At 51.5% G+C, this 759-nt stretch carries 1 rRNA gene; it reads left to right on the top strand.

Annotated elements, in window-relative coordinates:
* Positions 1-105 precede the first annotated feature (105 nt).
* Positions 106-759 (top strand): 23S ribosomal RNA (locus LCM11_RS20335); the annotation flags it as partial.

Below are 759 nucleotides of genomic sequence, written 5' to 3'. Positions count from 1 at the left end.
TGTGAACCTTGAAAACTGGATAAGGAATCAATAGCGTTTCAGACGCTAGTGATGACAAGACATTCAACAGAAACATCGAACGAAACAACGTCTTTTCACGACGATAGTTAAGTGAATAAGGGCGCACGGTGGATGCCTTGGTACTAGGAGCCGATGAAGGACGGGACTAACACCGATATGCTCCGGCGAGCCGTAAGTAGGCTTTGACCCGGAGATTTCCGAATGGGGGAACCCGCTGTTCGTAATGGGACAGCATCCGATACTGAATACATAGGTATCGGACGGCACACCCGGGGAACTGAAACATCTCAGTACCCGGAGGAAGAGAAAGCAAATGCGATTTCCCGAGTAGCGGCGAGCGAAACGGAAACAGCCCAAACCAGAAAGCTTGCTTTCTGGGGTTGTAGGACACTCCTTTGGAGTTATCAAGAAGGAAGGTAGATGAATCGGCCTGGAACGGTCAGCCATAGCAGGTAACAGCCCTGTAGTCGAAACCTTTCTTCCTCCGGAGTGGATCCTGAGTACGGCGGAACACGAGGAATTCCGTCGGAATCCGGGAGGACCATCTCCCAAGGCTAAATACTCCCTAGTAACCGATAGTGAACCAGTACCGTGAGGGAAAGGTGAAAAGCACCCCGGAAGGGGAGTGAAAGAGAACCTGAAACCGTGTGCCTACAAGTAGTCGGAGCCCGTTAATGGGTGACGGCGTGCCTCTTGTAGAATGAACCGGCGAGTTACGACCGTATGCGAGGTTAAGCA

Origin of the sequence: Halobacillus halophilus, from assembly GCF_020171985.1 — a bacterium.
GTDB classification, from domain to species: Bacteria; Bacillota; Bacilli; order Bacillales; family Halobacillaceae; genus Halobacillus; species Halobacillus halophilus_A.
This window is presented reverse-complemented; position numbering and strand designations above follow the sequence as displayed.